Origin of the sequence: Streptomyces sp. NPDC001728, assembly GCF_040297565.1 — a bacterium.
Taxonomy (GTDB): domain Bacteria; phylum Actinomycetota; class Actinomycetes; order Streptomycetales; family Streptomycetaceae; genus Streptomyces.
On record NZ_JBEOZK010000037.1, the window covers coordinates 14,183 to 27,074 of the forward strand.

The window sequence follows — 12,892 nt, forward strand, 5'->3', positions numbered from 1 at the left end:
TCTCCGGTGAACGGGATCAGGGGGCGATGGAGCTCGCGGGACGCTTCACGAAGGCGATCACCCGCTTGCCGCTGCCGTCCTGCTTGGGACAGGCGGTCCAGGCGTCGGCCACGGCGGATACGAGGAACAGGCCGCGTCCGCCAGTCGCGAAGGGGGAGGCGACCCGCGGGACGGGGGGCTCGGGGGAGTTGTCCTCCACCTCGATCCCCACGACGTCCGCCTGGAAGGCGAGCGTCAGCGTGATCTCGTCAAGGTTCCTGTCCGCCGCACTCGGCCAGTTGTCAGGTTCGGCAGGCTGGCGACCGTGCTGCTCGGCGTTCGTCGTGAGCTCGCTGACGATCAGCACGATTTCGTCCAGGAGGTCTTCGACTCCCCAGGCAATCAGGGCCGCGCGGGTGAAGGAGCGGGCGCGACTCGGCGCCAGCTCGTCAGCGGGCAGCGTGAGACTCGTCCGATGCTCGGGGGCGTCGATCACGCTGCCCAGGTTTCCGATTCGTTCCATGATCGCCTTCTCACAGGTCGTACCTCAGCCCTTGAGGGAAGCGCCCGGTTGTTGCGTCGCAGCGCGCGAACCAGCCGCCCGCTTCTCCGCAATGAGCGAATGAGGGCCTCGGCATGCGTCGTTCGGATACGGTGTGATCAGCTCGTACCGACGATGAAAACGGCCGGGCGGCCTCGCCGGGAGACTTCGCATGGGGCCCCGTGCGCTGGCCCCTCTGGCCCCATCCAGCTGCAGGCGGAGCCGTCGGAAGTACCCGCAAGACGGGCAGGAGTTCACGAGGGGGAGGCATGGGTCAGCAGCCGAGCGAGCTGACGCCGGACGCCGGCCCGTGGCACCGATGGGGCTACGAATTACGCCAGTTCCGGGAAGCTCGCGGCCTGTCGCAGCAGGCACTCGCCCGCAAGGCCCTGATCGACCGCTCCCATCTGGGGCGGTTTGAACGTGCCGAACGCCCCGTCCCCCGCCAAGCCGCAGTTGCGCTCGACGAGGCCCTCGACGCTGCAGGGGCGTTGGTTCGCCTTTGGGACTGGGCCGAGGGCGCACAGCCCCAGGTGCGTCCCGCCCCCGTGTCCAGAACCGTGACACAGGTCCATGGAGCCAATGCACGGAGCCATGGGGCCAGCGCCCCAGAGGTCCTGGCCTTCGGCGCGTTCGGGCAGGCAGGCTCAGTCGACGACGACACGGACACGGTCGTCGTCCCAGCCCGAATCCACGGAAGGATCCTCTTCGTGCCCGTTCCTCGTCGTGTCGTTCTCGCTTCTGGGCTCGCCGGCCTTGCCGCAACCGCGCTCCCGGCCCCGACAGTGGCGACCGCGGCCGAGGTCGCCGACATGGGATCCCCCGTCGAGCACTTCGCACGCCTTCGCCGCGTGATGATCCAAGCCGACAACCTCATCGGGCCCCGGCACGTGTTGCCCGCGCTGGAGCAGCAGCTTGTCGCGCTTGCCGCTCGGCGTCGGGCAGCCCGTGGTGCTGACGCGGCCGACCTTCTGGCCCTGGAGACGCGGTACGAGGAGCTGGCCGGCTGGTTCGCCCAGGACATCGGTGACGATCGCGCCGCGTACGGCCATACGGCGAAGGCGCTCGACGCCTCCCATATCACCGGCGATACCGACCTCACCGCGTACATCCTCGCTCGCAAGGCCCAGCTCGCTGTTGATACCGGCCATCCCACCGACGGCCTGGGGCTCGCCGCCGCTGCCCGGCGCACGGCCCGGCCGGGCAGCCGGCTCGAAGTCATCGCCGTCCTCCACGAGGCGCACGCGCACGCGATACTCGGCGAAGGCACCGAAGCCCATCGCGCATACGAGACCGCACTCACCCTGCTGGGCCGTGCGGACGTCGACGGAGTCTGGGGCTCGTGGCTCGATGAGGCGTACATCAGGACTGCCCGTGCCCGTTCCCTTGCCGCACTGGGGGACTATGAGCGGGCCGCCGTCGGCTTCGACAGCGCGATCGCGGCGCTGCCGGCGATGTATCGGCGCGACCGAGGGGTCTACCTGGCCCGGGCAGCGCGTGCCCACGCGGGCACCGGGAACATGACGCTGGCCGCCAGGATCGGTACGCAGGCTGTTGGGATCGCGGCCGAAACCGGGTCCGCCCGGATCATCGGTCAGCTGGGGCGGCTGGACCTGGCGCTTGCCCCTGCGGCGGGTGACGAAGGCGTTGCCGAGTTCCGGGCCGCGCTCGACCGCATCGTGCTACACCCTGCTTGATCTGCTCACCCTTGGAGTTCTCCGTGTCTCGCCCTTACGTCCTTCTGTCCGCTGCGGTCTCCATCGACGGCTTCCTCGACACCCGCCCCGGTGAAGACCGGCTCATGCTGTCCAACCCGGAGGACTTCGACCGCGTCGACTCCGTCCGCGCCTCCGTTGACGCGATCCTCGTCGGCGCCGGCACCCTCCGCGCCGACAACCCCCGCCTCCTCGTGAACTCCGAGGAGCGCCGTGCGGCCCGGGTTGCCGCCGGCCGGCCGGAGTACCCGTTGAAGGTCACGATCACTGGCACCGGGGACCTGGACCCGAACTGGAAGTTCTGGCACCACGGAGGGGAGAAGCTCGTACTCGCCGTCGGCCAGGAAGCCGGTAGCAAGGCGCGGGCGGCGCTCGGTGACCTGGCCGAGATCGTCGTCGTCCCCACCGAGCACACCTGGCCTGTCGCGTTGGACGTACTCGGTGGGTCCCACGGGATCCACCGCCTCATGGTCGAGGGCGGTGGCACCATCCACACCCAACTCCTCGAGCAAGCACTCGCCGACGAGCTCCAGCTCGTCATCGCCCCGCTCCTCGTCGGCCAGCCCGACGCCGTACGGATGCTCGGCCCCGCGCACTACCTCGGCGGCCCCACCGCCCGCCTCCGGCTCCTTGAGACCCGCCAGATCGGCGACGTGGTACTCCTGAGGTACGCACCCAAGGACACCTCGACGGAGCCCCGATGAGCAACACCCCCTTCTCCACCGGCACCCCTGGCCACGGCCGCGCACCCAACGCCGCGGACCGGGCCTGGCTCGCCCTCGCCTGTGAGCTCGCCGCTCTGTGCCCGCCCTCGACGACGGCCTTCAGCGTGGGCGCGGTCATCGTCGCTGCCGACGGGACCGAACTGACCCGCGGCTACTCCCGCGAGAGCGACCCCCACGACCACGCCGAGGAAGCCGCCCTCGCCAAGCTCCCCGCTGCCGATCCCCGACTCACCACCGCCACGATCTACAGCTCCCTCGAACCCTGCGCCAAACGCGCCTCCCGGCCCCACCCGTGCGCCCAGCTCATCCGCGATGCCGGCATCCGCCGCGTCGTCACCGCCTGGCGCGAGCCCGACACCTTCGTTCCCGGCGCCGAAGGGACCGAGCTCCTGGAGGGCGCAGGCGTCACGGTCATCGAACTGCCTGAGTTCGCGGACGCCGCCAAGGTGCCCAACTGCCATCTGCTCTGAACCGAGGTGCCGAAGGCGCGATCTGCGGCCGCCTATCACGTCCGCAGCCTGAACTACCAGATGCCCACCATCAACGTCGCGCAGTTCGCTCCCCACTACGACGAGACCATGCACCTGGTCGGCTGGGCCTCGGCCGTCCCGTGGCGATCAACGGCAACCACGCTCGTACCTGAACCACGAGCCGTGACCACCAAAGCCCAGTTCAACGCGGCGATGCCGGCCCAGGGCCGAAGCCGGCCACAAAGCCGCTGGGGCAAGCGGCGCAAGCCACGGAAAGCGTAGGCACCAGCAGCTCAAGAGCGATCTACAGCGTCTGACGGCCCAGGGAAAGTCCATTCCATGTCGTCCGTCGTAGGTCACGATGGCGTCGTCTGTCGCCCGCAAGATTCGGCCTGGCAAAGACGGCGCCGCCCGGCAAGGGGCCGTCCGGGTCAGTACCCCTCGCGCACCTCGAAGACGCCGCTGTCCCAGTACACGGACGGCTCGTCGGCCTCGCTCGGCCAGTCGCTCTGCAGATGGCGACGGCCGTGTCCCAGGACCCCGACCCGCTGCGGGATCAACCGCCCCGCCATCAGATCGTCCGCCTCGGCATCCGTGATCGGCAGCACGGTCCGGTACTGCGCGTCCCGTGAGGCGACCCAGTCGACGTACTCGGTGAAAACGCTCACAAACGCTTGCAAACAGAGACCGCAGCGCTGGACGGAGACAATGAAATGCGAGTCGTCCTGAATCATCCTCTCGACCCGGACCCCCGTGTGGCTCTGATGGTGCGCCCGCGCCACCACGGCGTCCTCAGCGCAGCACGCCGCGCACCCAAAACCCGCAGACCCCGTCACGTCACCCCCATGATCACGCCAACTCCGGCCGCGGGCCACATGCTACTCGGGCCCCGATCTACAGCTGGAGTACTAGTTCGTGCGGCCTGTGACAGAGCCCGTGTGGTGAGGGTGCCGATGTTGTGGTGAGCGCCTGGACGAGCGCGGTCTCAGGCCGCGGGTAAGTGCGCCGACGAGGCGCGAATGGTGTGCCGTGTGTCACATGGGCCGTGTGTGCGGGTGTGCTGCGGGAGGGATTGCGTCTGCTCAGAGGTGCTCACCCGCCTTCTCGATCTTGCGTTCCGTGGCGGTCCGGGTGCGGTCCGTGAACTTTCTTCGCGCACGCATGAGTGTTCGGGTGCCGATTTCGCTTAAGTGATCGGTGGGAGGGCAACACGCCCTCCGGCACCGGGAGTTGGTGCCCGTCCCTCGATAAGGAAGTATCCGTGACCACTGCTGTGCTGCTCTGCCCGCACAACGCGGGAGGCCCGCGTGCGTGACGCGACCGGGTCCGACCCGGGCCATGCCGGCGGCGTACACACGACGTTTCCGCTGCCGCTCGACTTCGAGGCGTTCGTCCTCAGCCATCAGGAGTTCTTCCACCTCTATGCCGAACTCCACTGCGGCAGCCGTAGGACGCCGAGGACGTCGTGCACGAGGTGTTCCTGGAGATCCTGACCTCCTGGGAAGGGCTGCTCCAGGAGGACGAGCTGGAGCGCCGGACCCTTGCGGTGCTGCACCGGCACGTGGCCAGGCGCCTCGCCCGGGAGGGGCGTGATCCCGCGTACGTCATCAACGGTCCGATCGGCCAGAACCTGCGTGCCCTGCGTGGCGAACTGGAGTTCGCGCCGAGTCAGATCGGGTTGTACGAGGCGATCTCCGAGCTGCCGGTACGTCAGTACACGGTGATCGTGATGCGGTTCCTGATGGGGTACTCCACCAAGCAGGTCGCCCGGTACATGCACATCGACGAGCGCACCGTGAACCACCACTGCCGCCGGGCCAAGGAACGCCTGGGCAGGAAGCTGGGCCTGCCCACCCGTGCCGCGGCCCGGCAGAAGGAAGGCCAGTAGTGACCCGCACCATAGACGACCTCCTGGAAGACGCCGCGGTCTCCGTCGCGGGGAACCCCCGCTTCGACGTCGGGGCTGCCCTGCGCCGACTCGCCGCGGACGCCGGCCGCAGCTCGGTATCGCCGTCCGTCCACCTCGCCGGCGCCGCCCGGGCGGGCCGGCAGCTGTCGACCGTGTGCCGGTGGGCGATCAACGCCCCCAGTGCCCCGGCCGACATCAGTCGCCTCGCCGACGCCCCCGCCCGTGGTACCCAGGGCGAGTTCGACGAGGACGGCGCCGCCGTTTTCGCCTGCCTGCTCTTCCTCACCGGCCACCCCGAGAGCGCCCAGTTCTGGTGGCAGCTGTCCGCCGGTGCCGGGAACCGGATTGCCGCCTACTGCCTCCACCTGCACCACCTCGCCCTCGGTGAGCACCGCGAAGCTGCTCACTGGCGGCACGAGGTCACTGCCGTTACCCCGAAGGCGGCGGAATCGACGAGGTCCTCCTGGACTGTCTGAGCGCGGTGGCCTCCTACGTCAGGAAGAACGGCTCCGTCGGCAGCACACCCCCCACCGGACAGCTGGAGATTGAGGTCGACCGGCTCGCCGACGACGACGGCGGCATAACCGGCCCGCCCGACCGGCGCCTGGCCGATCGATTGCGCGAGTTCGCCAACCGCTGATCCACCGAAGTACCCGCACGTTACCCACATCGAAGGGAGCCCTCCGGGCACCGCAGTGCCCGGAGGGCTCCCTTTCGCATCCCCGAGGAAGGGACCGACCGTGACCACCACCCCCACTTCGCCCGCGCGGCCCGGGTACGCCGCGGACCCGCCGCGGTCTGTTCCGCTGGGGCCGCCGACAGCGCCGTGCCGCCGCCGGCCACTTCGTGCGCGGCCTTAGCTACGGTGCCGGCATCACCGCCGCGAGTGCCGTCGGCTACTGGCTCCAGCAGCTCTGGTGACGGTCCTCATGGATGTCCGTTTGCCTCGCCGGGTCCGGTCAGTGGCTCAGTTTCCTAGATGATCAATTCCAAGGGGGCCTGCGGAGGGTGTGGGGGGCGGCCAGGCGTCGGGGTCGACAGGCGAGCTTCTGCTGACCGTAAACGAGACGCTGGTCCAAGGGTCGTGACCTTTGGACGTCTTGACCTGCCGGTAGGCCGGCAAGGCCTCACGATGGCAGAGGGTGCTTCCGGATCCTCCCCGGACCCTGCCGCCCAGTGCCGCTCTGGGAGTTGTGTCCTTCGTGACCCCGAACGCTGGGGTCTGGAAGGACCCGCGCGAAGCGAGCTCCGTGCGGCCTCTCATGGGCGCAGGGATCGCAGCAGTGGCCAGCGAGCCACGAGTCGTCCCTTCCAGCCACCGGCCGTCCGCGACCTCTGAATGGGACGGGTCGCTGCGATCTCGCGCGAGTCTGGGGACCAAACTTGGGGACCAGTGCCTGGTGCATGCATCTTGTGCCGGGGGAGCTGGGGAAGGGCACCCGTAACCCGCCATCCCTGAAGGGCGGGGCAGATCCGTGAAAGTGTCCTGGATTGACCGCCGTTGCGCGGTGCATCCTTTGCTAGGACGCCTCTTCTTCGGCTGCTCGCCCGCCGCACCGGGCCCCGACTTCGTCTCGCCGTGCTCATCTCCTGCGGCGGCCTTGCGACAGCAGCACTGGCCGCGATCTCAGGGCCCTACCCCCTGGTCGTCGCCCGCTCCATGACGACAGGCATGATCCGAGGGAACCTCACCCTCGCCCAGGCCACCGCTGTCACGGACAGGTGGGGAGCGGCCCACTACGGGCGGCTGTCCGGGCTCCTCGGAGCGCTTCCGACCGCGGCCGGAGCCCTCGCGCCCTTCGCGAGCGCGGCCCTCGCCGGCTCGCTGGGCGGATACCCTCACCTGTTCGCACTGCTTGCGGCGGTCGCGGCCGTCACCGGCCTCGCCGCCACCCGTACGTAACCGAACTCGAAGTAATCGGAAGAAGGGAAGTCCCCGACATGAGCAGGACGTTCGACGTTGTGGTGATCGGCGGAGGCCAGGCCGGACTCGCCGCCGGCTACCACCTGCGCCGAGCCGGCCTCGACTTCGTCGTCCTGGACGCGGGCACGGCACCGGGCGGCGCCTGGCGGCATGCCTGGGACTCCCTCCACCTGTTCTCCCCGGCGGCGTACTCCTCCCTCCCGGGCCGCATCATGCCGCCCCAGCAGGGCGAGCAGTTCCCCGAAGCGGGACACGTCGTCGAGTACTTCACCGACTACGAGCAGCGGTACGACCTCCCCCTCGTCCGCCCTGTACGTGTCCGAGGAGTCCACGACGAAGATGAACTCCTCCGCATAGAAACCGACTCCGACACCTGGCACGCCCGCGCGGTCATCAGTGCCACTGGCACCTGGTCCCGCCCCTTCGTACCGTCGATCGCCGGCCAGACTGACTTCCAGGGCCGCCAACTCCACACCGTCGAGTACGACGACGCGGCGACGTTCGCAGGCCAGAGAGTCATCGTCGTCGGAGGCGGAAACTCCGGCGCCCAGATCGCCGCCGACCTAGCGCACGACACCCAGCTCACCTGGGCCACCCTGCGCGACCCCCGCTACCTCCCCGACGACATCGACGGCCGCGCCCTCTTCGACGCCGCCACCGCCCGCCGCCGCGCCCTCGACGAGGGCCGCCCCGACACCGGCGGCATCTCCGCGCTCGGCGACATCGTCGCCGTCCCACCCGTCCGCGAAGCCCGCGACGCCGGCCTCCTCAAGGCCACCCCGATGTTCGACCGCCTCACCCCGACCGGCGTGGCGTGGGCCGACGGCATGACCGCCGAGGCGGACGCCATCATCTGGTGCACCGGCTTCCGCCCCGCCCTCACCCACCTCACGTCCCTCGCCCTCCGCACCTCCGACGGCCACATCCCCACCCACGGCACCCAGTGCGCCACCGACCCCCGCATCCACCTCCTCGGCTACGGCGACTGGACGGGCCCGGCGTCGGCGACTCTGGTCGGCGTGGGCCGTACGGCCCGAGAGGCGGCCCGAGCCATCCCCGACCTGTTGTGAGCCAGGCTGTTGTCTGGCTATCTCAGGGGTGGACGGTGCCGGAGCTGAACCAGTCGCGGGCCGTTGCTTCGGCTCCGTCCGGGAGGTCGTGCATGAAAACGACGGCTAGGCCCCGGCGTGCACGTGAACAGCAGACGTAGAAGAGGTTCCGCGAACGCTGAGAGCGGTCTGGCGTATCGGTCCCGGCTAGCATCTTGCCGATGCTGTACATGGTCCAGGCGGAGTCGTCGATCACGACGATTACGTTCTCAAACTCATCTCCCTTCACGCCGTGTTGGGTGGAGAAGGGCGTGAGCTCGTCGATGAATCGGGTGACGCTGACGACTTCTTGGTAGGCAACACCGCGGAGGTTGGTGGAGAAGTCAGCTTGCCGTTGCTGACGTTCGTCGAGATGGAGCGCGGTTCTGCGACGTTCGCGCTCCTTCACCTTTCTCGGCATGGCCAGCAGTGGACTGTTGTCCATGAAGTCCAAGACCTCGCCGATTGTTCCGTTGGCGCGTAGAAGGTTTAGCTCGCGGATAGCCTCGCTCACAGTTCGCTTGTCGGCGTGCTGGGTGATGCGTCGTCTACCTTGCGCGAGCAGACTCGTCAGCTCCGCATAATCCCTGGCGTGATGTGCCGCGCACAGGGCCTCGATTCGTGTCAGAAATTGGATGTAGGGCTCGTTGCGAGACATCAGGTCGTCGGGGCCGCGGCTACCGAGTCCTCGGTACTGTTCAAGCAGGTTGGCATACTCGAGGCTTCCTGCGATACCACGGTGCGTGAGCATCAGGTACTTGCAGCTCTCCAGTGACCAGCCCATGCCTACCAAGTCGGATTCAGCTGAGGAGAGCCGATCTTGGCCGGATGGCGTGTCCGTATTGAGGAATAGGTGAACCTCGCCAACCTGTTGGTTGCCAGTCGCCACCTGTCGGAGCTCCGGACGCATCTTGTTGAGAAGGTCGACAACGGAACGTGAACATCGATAGTTCTGTGGCTTGGTGATGACCGTCAGGCGGTCGTGCGAAACGGCGCCCACCCCAGACCTGTAGATCTTCTGCATGGAGTCGCCGAAGAGGCCCACCACGCAAGGCTCCTTGCCCGCTTGTGCTAGATAGTCAAGCAGGAGTTCTATTGTCTGGGGCGAGGTGTCTTGGTATTCGTCGACGAGGATCACCGGATACTTACCGGTGATGATGCGTATGAGCTTTGGGTGGGCGGCTACGAGGCGAAGCGAGAGTGCAATGACGTCATCGTGAGATATGCGGCCTTCGCTCAATTTCCGACCCCGGTCGGAATATTCGATGGCTGACGGAGTGGCTATTCCGTCCAGATCTTCCGGTTTGCGCAGGCCGTTGTTGTATTGGAGGATCTGTTGCCACAGTTCCCGAGGATAGTCCCGAATGACGCTCCAAAGGAACTCGTGGATGGTTCCGACGGTGACAAGTGGGTCCGCTGAGATGCGCTCGATAATGTTCCGCTTGGCGACGTTCGTGTATGTGATGCAGGCGATCCGCCGGCCGTGAGACTCCAGCTCTGAACGTCGGCAGCTGAGAAGGTGCTGAAGGGTGCGTACGAGGTCAGTTGTCTTGCCCGCACCTGCGCCGGCTTCCATGAGGAAGCTGCGTCGTGACTTCAGCTCTGTGACGACTGCGTCGAATGTGTCTAGGTGAGCCACTGAAGTCCTTCGGCGATGTAACGGGGAACTGACCAGTCTTCCAGGAGCATGACGTCGAACGCGAAGTCAGTTTTGTGTCGGGCGAGATTCTTGGCGATCTCGAATGCGTTGGCTTCAATGTCCTCAGTAGTTGGGTCCGCGCCAACTTCCTGGAGAAAAGCACGCTTCATTTGCAGGTTTCGAAGGTTTCGGGCGAGGCCGGCCGCGTTCGCGATGATGTAGGCATCCTCGAAGCTTCGTGCGCAGATACCTCCTGGATTCTCCGGAATCTGGTAGGCGACGCGCACGTGGCCGTCTTCCTTGGCGTCGGCAACCGCCGCTACGAGATCCGTGATCTCGGAGCGGCCCGGGAGCCAGTTTTTGAGGGTGGAGTTTGCTGTGATCGCTCCAGGGGTGCCCGGTGGGCAAGTCTTCTGGTCCGACGGAATAATCGAGTCGATGTCGGTGATGACGAGGGTCTTCACGTTTAGGAACTCCAACAGCTCACGGAATCGGATCGCGTAAGCGTCGCCGACCTCGATGACTGAAACGTATTGATGGAGGAGCCCTCCTGCGCAGCGGCGCACCATTTCGGGGAGCAGAAGTCTCTCCGCAGTCCCCTCGATGAGGATGACTTTGTCAGCGAAGAACATGTCGCACCGGTGCAGGACCATGTATTGGCGCAGGAATCGGAGTGTCTCGTCACCGCTGGACGTCTTCTTAACGTTAGCCTGGAACGTGGAGAGATCCTTCACCTTCCCGCTGACGCCAGCACGATCGAAGTAGCGAATCGAATCGAATCCGCCACTCGCAACGATGTGGGATGAGTGGGTGGTTATGATCACCTGTACATTCCACGGAGCCTTGCGTCCGATGAAGTCCTGGATATTCTTGATGAAGACCTCCTGCATTTGGGGGTGCAGGTGGGCTTCCGGTTCTTCGATGAATAGCACCTGCAGAGCAGGTTTCGGAGAGGCGCGCTCGTACGATTGATGGAAGCTGATTACCTGGAGGATGGTGAATATCAGTTTGCTGTAGCCGAGCCCGTTGTGTCCCTCGGGGAGGTGAAAGTCTCCGTCGCCGGACGGGTATTGGAGACGTGCACTGCCCTTGAGTATGCCCGTCCCTTCCATGAGGGACACGATGCGGGGTTTCTCGACAGGTGTGATGGTCCCAAGCCCGAAGCTGTGGAGATCCTCGAAGACCGGGTCGAAGAGGGCCTTATAGCTGCTGTCGAGCTCTACAGACGCGGCCGTCAATGCGTCCTCGATCTGCTCGATACTTTGATGCCGCCCTTCAGGTCCGCTTCTGAGTCGATAGTAGGTTTCGAACGTCTTCGACAGCGTTCGAGCCTTGTCAGCCGGGGAGTCGTCCACCTTGGTCTGTGCGTAGATAAACCTAACCGAGACGATTGCCTGTGCGGCCCCGCGCCCGATCTCCTTCGTCACCTGCTCGTCCATCGGGCTGACGGCTCGATACTTGGGTGCAAAGTATGTTGCGAAGTTCTTCCGAAGCCACTTGGTGGAATCGAACTTGTGACGTTGACTGGCCTCCAAGAAATTTTGGAGAAAGTCGTGCGGTCGGTCTGCCTCGAGCGAGGCGATTATTCGAACCGTAAAGCAGGAGTCGTCGAGGTCAAGGATTACGTCGGATAGGGGGGTGAGGTCATCGGACTCGTCGTACTCAATTGTGAGCTCGAGCCGGATGGAAGGTACGAGCTCGTACGCCTTGGATAGTTTGTCGTCCTGGACGTCCTGATCGCTCTGGAGGGTGTGTTCCTGTGCCTCGGCGAAGACTTGGCGAGCACGTTCGATTTCGGCGATGCGACCCGTGGAGAAGTCTTCCAGGGTGAACCTTGTTTCATCATCGCCGAAGAACTTCTCGAACAGGTTGACGAATGATGTCTTGCCGCTGTTGTTGCGCCCCACGATGAGTGTCGTCTTCTGTTCGATGCGCACGTCCGCGTCGTCCAGGGCGCGGAAGTTGATCACCTTGGCATGCGTCAGCTGCATCGCACTCCTGACATCGATCGTGGGCTCCGCTAGGGCCCCGGCATATGACTCAGGTCAGCACCGGGGTCAGGGCAGTATCTGACACGGAGGAGGTCCAGATCCCCCGATGGCTCAAAGTGGTCCATGGGACTCCAAATCTCTCGGTTCCGCCTGCCGACCGTCGTTGCTCGGCTTCAGGCGATGCAACCTGACGGCTCTGCTGCTGCCGGGCACTCTGGACGTCTTCGAACGCTTCATTGAGCAGGCGGGCAGGCCAGTCTGTCTGGGACTCCCCCGTCAGCAGCTCACGGCCGCTTCGTAGCCTGGGGCGTATCTTGACCCGCCGGCACTTCCAGCTTGGCAATGTGCTGGCTGAAGTCGTCGGAGGTCATCAGGCAAGCCGCGGTGATCACGGGCCACCACCGGCTGGCCCGGGTGGCGTACGGTCTGCCGGCATTGGAAATGAGTGAGCGGGCGCTGCTCACAACGACTCCGTGGCGCGCCCTGGAGACCATGACGAGGACAACGCGGAGCTCCTCAGCCAAGGTGTCCGGCGTGTCTGCTCGGCTGTCGGGGATGTGGAAGTCCTCAAAGCCAGGGATGAATACCCAATCGAACTGCTGGCCTTTACCGGTGTGCGCATTCAGCAGGTGGACGCCGGGCTCGATGGGGGTGTTGCGGTCTACGACTCGAAGTTGTGCTGCTGCCGCATGTAGCGATCCCGCCTGCGCGACCAAGCGCTCGAATGCAGAGAGAGCATCTTCCGCTTGCTCCGCCGTTTCGACGTCGCCCGCTTCGATCCCCTCCAGCACACTACTTCGTAGCATCGCCATGTCAGCTATTGATCCGAAACGCTTTGAGTTCAGGCTCGTTGACAGTGTGTGAGTGATCTGGTGGGGGATGCGCGGACCTGGTCGCCGGACGCGCAGGAG

At 65.9% G+C, this 12,892-nt stretch carries 12 protein-coding genes and 1 pseudogene; 8 read left to right on the forward strand and 5 right to left on the reverse strand.

The features are described 5' to 3' along the window. Positions 1-16 precede the first annotated feature (16 nt). Entirely contained in the window at positions 17-502 is a 486-nt protein-coding gene (locus ABT154_RS33290; RefSeq protein WP_351862034.1) for an ATP-binding protein, read from the reverse strand. Positions 503-789: 287 nt separating this feature from the next. Between ABT154_RS33290 and ABT154_RS33295 the strand changes: the two genes are divergently transcribed. The 3 genes and pseudogenes from ABT154_RS33295 (at position 790) to ABT154_RS33305 (ending at position 3,712) form a co-directional block, all read left to right on the forward strand. Next, positions 790-2,217 (forward strand): helix-turn-helix domain-containing protein, encoded by a 1,428-nt coding sequence (locus tag ABT154_RS33295; RefSeq protein WP_351862035.1) that lies wholly within the window; start codon positions 790-792, stop codon positions 2,215-2,217. A 23-nt stretch (positions 2,218-2,240) separates the two neighbouring features. Beyond that, a pseudogene (locus tag ABT154_RS33300) lies at positions 2,241-3,430 on the forward strand (dihydrofolate reductase family protein). A 6-nt stretch (positions 3,431-3,436) separates the two neighbouring features. Beyond that, positions 3,437-3,712, forward strand: a complete 276-nt coding sequence (locus tag ABT154_RS33305) for a hypothetical protein (protein WP_351862037.1) — start codon at positions 3,437-3,439, stop codon at positions 3,710-3,712. Between the two features lie 149 nt (positions 3,713-3,861). Here ABT154_RS33305 and ABT154_RS33310 read toward each other — a convergent pair whose 3' ends face one another. Beyond that, positions 3,862-4,098: a hypothetical protein gene (locus ABT154_RS33310; protein WP_351862038.1), complete on the reverse strand. Its 237-nt coding sequence runs from the start codon at positions 4,096-4,098 to the stop codon at positions 3,862-3,864. Positions 4,099-4,895: 797 nt separating this feature from the next. Between ABT154_RS33310 and ABT154_RS33315 the strand changes: the two genes are divergently transcribed. From ABT154_RS33315 to ABT154_RS33335, 5 genes are all read left to right on the forward strand, one after another. Then, positions 4,896-5,318: a sigma-70 family RNA polymerase sigma factor gene (locus ABT154_RS33315; RefSeq protein WP_351862040.1), complete on the forward strand. Its 423-nt coding sequence runs from the start codon at positions 4,896-4,898 to the stop codon at positions 5,316-5,318. Continuing rightward, the gene (locus ABT154_RS33320; protein ID WP_351862042.1) at positions 5,318-5,815 is read left to right on the forward strand and encodes a hypothetical protein; all 498 of its coding nucleotides are present in this window, start codon (positions 5,318-5,320) and stop codon (positions 5,813-5,815) included. Before ABT154_RS33315 ends, ABT154_RS33320 begins: the two co-directional genes overlap by 1 nt. Positions 5,816-5,820: 5 nt before the next feature. Further along, positions 5,821-5,979, forward strand: a complete 159-nt coding sequence (locus ABT154_RS33325; RefSeq protein ID WP_351862044.1) for a hypothetical protein — start codon at positions 5,821-5,823, stop codon at positions 5,977-5,979. A 1,032-nt stretch (positions 5,980-7,011) separates the two neighbouring features. Next, positions 7,012-7,242, forward strand: a complete 231-nt coding sequence (locus ABT154_RS34045; RefSeq protein ID WP_502969661.1) for a hypothetical protein — start codon at positions 7,012-7,014, stop codon at positions 7,240-7,242. Positions 7,243-7,280: 38 nt separating this feature from the next. Further along, a complete protein-coding gene (locus ABT154_RS33335) occupies positions 7,281-8,333 on the forward strand; it encodes an ArsO family NAD(P)H-dependent flavin-containing monooxygenase (protein WP_351862046.1) in 1,053 nt (350 codons plus the stop codon). Positions 8,334-8,355: 22 nt separating this feature from the next. On the opposite strand, the gene ABT154_RS33340 is transcribed toward ABT154_RS33335, so the two are convergent. From ABT154_RS33340 to ABT154_RS33350, 3 genes are all read right to left on the reverse strand, one after another. Beyond that, positions 8,356-9,990, reverse strand: coding sequence for a UvrD-helicase domain-containing protein (locus tag ABT154_RS33340; protein WP_351862048.1), 1,635 nt, complete (start codon positions 9,988-9,990; stop codon positions 8,356-8,358). Beyond that, positions 9,978-11,981: an ATP-dependent nuclease gene (locus ABT154_RS33345; RefSeq protein WP_351862050.1), complete on the reverse strand. Its 2,004-nt coding sequence runs from the start codon at positions 11,979-11,981 to the stop codon at positions 9,978-9,980. Before ABT154_RS33345 ends, ABT154_RS33340 begins: the two co-directional genes overlap by 13 nt. A gap of 284 nt (positions 11,982-12,265) precedes the next feature. Next, positions 12,266-12,892, reverse strand: a 627-nt coding sequence (locus tag ABT154_RS33350; RefSeq protein WP_351862052.1) for a 3'-5' exonuclease, incomplete at its 5' end; no start/stop codon positions are given.

What these genes read in the sequence shown, in the direction of transcription:
- ABT154_RS33290 (WP_351862034.1), bottom strand. Translation starts at nt 502, where the DNA reads ATGGAACGAATCGGAAACCTGGGCAGCGTGATCGACGCCCCCGAGCAT.
- ABT154_RS33295 (WP_351862035.1), top strand. Translation starts at nt 790, where the DNA reads ATGGGTCAGCAGCCGAGCGAGCTGACGCCGGACGCCGGCCCGTGGCAC.
- ABT154_RS34045 (WP_502969661.1), top strand. Translation starts at nt 7,012, where the DNA reads ATGATCCGAGGGAACCTCACCCTCGCCCAGGCCACCGCTGTCACGGAC.
- ABT154_RS33335 (WP_351862046.1), top strand. Translation starts at nt 7,281, where the DNA reads ATGAGCAGGACGTTCGACGTTGTGGTGATCGGCGGAGGCCAGGCCGGA.
- ABT154_RS33345 (WP_351862050.1), bottom strand. Translation starts at nt 11,981, where the DNA reads ATGCAGCTGACGCATGCCAAGGTGATCAACTTCCGCGCCCTGGACGAC.